The sequence below is a fragment of the Gordonia caeni genome, from assembly GCF_039537105.1.
Lineage (GTDB): Bacteria > Actinomycetota > Actinomycetes > Mycobacteriales > Mycobacteriaceae > Gordonia > Gordonia caeni.
On the sequence record NZ_BAAAZW010000022.1, the window covers coordinates 1 to 3,329 of the forward strand.

Consider the following 3,329-nt stretch of genomic DNA (forward strand, 5'->3'; position numbering starts at 1 on the left):
GTCGCCCGCGCTCGTCCCGAACCTCACCTACGCACTCTCAGAACCGAAGAGCCGCCGAAGGGGCTGTGACCTGACTTCCGGACCACTCCGTCCATGATGGCTGGCTACATGTCTACTGGCAGAGTTGGTGAGCGTCGACGGCGCCCGATCAGTTGTCGGGCCTCTCACTGAGGTAACGGGCGGGAGAGTCACCTGCCGACTCTTTGATACCCGGCTCTACCAGTAAAGTATTCCCCTGTTCGCTTAGCGGCGCAGGCCACCCTGACCTGCCCCACGCATCAGAATGGTGCCCGCCGACAGTCGCTGCGTGCGATCAGATTCGCTCGATATCGTGTGGCTTCCAGGTCTTGTCGAACCAGGGCTTCAGCGGCCCATACAGTCGCAGGATCGCGTACCAACTCTTGGAGGGGACTGTCTGGATCCAATTCCCGCGGTGTTCACTCGGCGGTTCCGGGCTGAAGGTCAAGTCGATCGAGCCGTCGTCATTGTAGACGAGTTCAGTGCGGTTGTTCTCACTGCTCCGGCTGGGCAGTGGCTGTCCGGTCTGCAATTCCGAGCGGGTCTGGGGGTCGTAGACGATGACCGACCAGAAATCCTTAGCAGGAACGCCCGACGGAAGAGTCAGCCGATAGCTGTGACTACCCTGCAGGAACGCACCGGAGGCGTCCCTCTCGGTCAGCGCATACTGCGAGCCGACACCGACCATCTCGAGGGCCATCGCCGGAGTATTCAAGGTCGCCTGGTAGAAGAACATCGTCCTGGCATCCATATTGCGCCCGTCGCGCCCGTCTCCATCGAGCCACCGGTAGTCGCCGCCCACAAAGCCGGTCTTCCACTTGCGATCCTCGTAGAAGTAGGCGCGCTTGTCCCTGGTCTGGAAGACAATCGAGCGAGCGGTGGCGTTACCGACCGCCGCAGCGTCGGCGAGCGTGCCACACATCCGCTCATCAGGGGCGAACGCACGATCCTTGCGAATGCCGATCGAAGCAAGCAGACCCCGAGTCTCCGGATCAATCACGTCAATCGGTTCGCGCCTGATCACGTCCGCCATCTCGTTGTAGAACGTCCGATCGTTGGCGTGAATGGTGTTGAACTCCTTGCCCGAGAACGAGCTGAACTCCATCTCAGGACGCGCGTCCGCCGCCGACAGCGGGTAGATCTTGACTCCATCCTCGAACATCGCCTTTGCCACGTCGGTCTTGCCCTCGACAACGAAACCTCGCAGCGCCAGCAGGTTGGTGTAGCTCGGCGAGTGGGAGACGAAGTACCCATCGGGAATCTCGCCCTCATACTCGGGAGGAACGATCAGGTAGTTACCGCCGGCACCGCGGTCAGGTCCCGGTGCGCCCATATCGGTCACGAAGCGGAACCAGGCATCGTTGACTGTGCCAGGTCCGCACCCGGGTGGAATCTGTACGACCGTCGGACCATCCCGGTGCAGGTCAAGCATCGCAAGCGCGTAGACCGTATCGGTGTTTCCGGTGAGGAAGAGTGGGTTGGAGTCCAGGAGGCGATCAGCGATCACCATCTTGTGCGCCGCGTCACAGCCGATGTCTAATAGGCCCGCGCGCAGCCCCTCCATTGAGGCAGCAGGAACGCACTGCAGGAACACCTCGACGGCTCGAAGGAAGTCCAGATGGTCGAAGACCTTCGCGGCCGTGTCGTCGCTGGGGAAGCCGTCGGTGAACTCCAGCGTGCCGATCCGAGTCTCGACCCGGTCCGCAGTCAAGATCTCGCTCGGGATCGGAGTGTTATACCCGTGAGGAATGCCTGCTGGATTGATCATGGTCACACCATAGCCCTGTCGCGACCACCTTCCCCCGTCTTCTTAGTGAGAAAGTGGCGATGCGGATCGGGGCACGCATCCCTGCGGTGAGCTGTGCCGCCACCAGGTATGAGTGTCCCTTCTGAGAGTCGGAATCGTGCTCAGCTGAGCGACCAGCGGTAGAGCTCTGTGCGGGCGGTGCCGTTGTCGCCGAGGTGGTAGGCGGCAACGCCCGCGGGGTGAAAGACGAATGGCTGGAACGGTTCTGCTTCGAGGGTCGTCAGGTCGCTGAGCGGAGCCTGCCCCACCGTGACGTGCGCCATGTAGTGCTCGCCGCTGTGGGCGGGTACGTAGCTTTCGATGTAGCGCAGGGTGTCGGCGTTGATGTCTGGCTCAGCTGGAGACGTCACGAACGCTGCGGCGGTGCCGCCGGATCCCGTGTATGGCTCGAGTGCGCTGATCAGCGCGGACTGCAGATCGATGACCGCCGGGCTAGCTTGCACGAGGAGGCCGGCAAGCCCCACCCCGGGTGTCGCTGCCATCTCCATGTGAGCGAGCCGCACTCCGGTCAGATTCAGCGTCGAGACCGGAGCGGTGGCGAGCGCGGCTCCCACGACGCGGTAAACGTCCTCAAGGCGGGAGGTATGGACGTAGCGCTGCAGGAGCGTGATGTGCGGAGTGTGCGATGAGTCCAGAGAGAAGCCGCTCGGCAGCTTCTCTCGCAGTCGCTCGTTCCACCCGGTGGCATGGGTGATCATCGTGTCGTCGGGAAGGATGAGAATGTCGATCGCGGTGAGTGCGTTCATTGCTGCCTCCGTCTCGTGCGCTCTGGTCATGGGAAGATCACGCTCCAGTCGTCTTTCATGCTCACCGTGGTCCAGCCGTTGGCCTTCGCCTCTGCCTGCGCGCGTTCGGCACCCTTCGCATAGGCGAATTCGCGTTCGCCATCGTCGTGGATGACCAGAAGTGAGAACGTCGCGGCTTCCAGCATCTCGATATCGACGTCTGCGTTGCCGCCGGCGAGCGCCGGCATGCGGCCGGCGTAGGCGAAGATGTGTTCCGTCTTTCCCGGCCCGAGTGCGAGGCCTCCCAGAAGCTGGTCACCGCGGCGAATCTCTTTGTCCTTGTATTCGTAGACGGGTGAGGTGCCGATGACGTGCTCGCGGGGCACGCCCAGCGCCGACTCCGAGAAGGCCCGCATGAATTCGCGGCCGCCGCCCGAGCAGACGAAGACGCGGAAGTCGTTCGCTGTGAGCAGGTCGAACAGTTCGAGCATGGGCTGGTACACGAGCTCGGTGTAGGGTTTCTCGAATTTCTCCGACTTCTGTACCTGCAGATAGGCCAGCACCTCCGACTCGAACTCAGAGGGCGTCCTGCCCAGCCAGGTACGCGCGAGAGCCTGCTCGAGCGCCAAGAGCGCGTCGGGCTGCTGCTGGCCCACGGCGCCGAAGAACGCGCTGTCGTGGCTGAGGATCGCCTTGTACGGCTCTTTGGCGGCGAGAGTCGAATCCGGCTCTTCGTATTTCAGAGTGCGTTGACTCGTTCGGTGAGCTGACCCGAGTGC

The 3,329-nt window shown here is 62.7% G+C and carries 3 protein-coding genes; all 3 read right to left on the minus strand.

The features are described 5' to 3' along the window. Window positions 1-313 precede the first annotated feature (313 nt). Window positions 314-1,786 carry a DUF1254 domain-containing protein gene (locus ABD732_RS18500; protein ID WP_344786272.1) on the minus strand — a complete coding sequence of 491 codons (1,473 nt, stop codon included), beginning with the start codon at window positions 1,784-1,786 and terminating at the stop codon, window positions 314-316. Window positions 1,787-1,926: 140 nt separating this feature from the next. Then, window positions 1,927-2,571: a hypothetical protein gene (locus ABD732_RS18505; protein ID WP_344786274.1), complete on the minus strand. Its 645-nt coding sequence runs from the start codon at window positions 2,569-2,571 to the stop codon at window positions 1,927-1,929. A gap of 26 nt (window positions 2,572-2,597) precedes the next feature. Beyond that, window positions 2,598-3,329 (minus strand): haloacid dehalogenase-like hydrolase (locus ABD732_RS18510; protein WP_344786276.1); only part of this gene is annotated, 732 nt, incomplete at its 5' end.

What these genes read in the sequence shown, in the direction of transcription:
- ABD732_RS18500 (WP_344786272.1), bottom strand. Translation starts at nt 1,786, where the DNA reads ATGATCAATCCAGCAGGCATTCCTCACGGGTATAACACTCCGATCCCG.
- ABD732_RS18505 (WP_344786274.1), bottom strand. Translation starts at nt 2,571, where the DNA reads ATGAACGCACTCACCGCGATCGACATTCTCATCCTTCCCGACGACACG.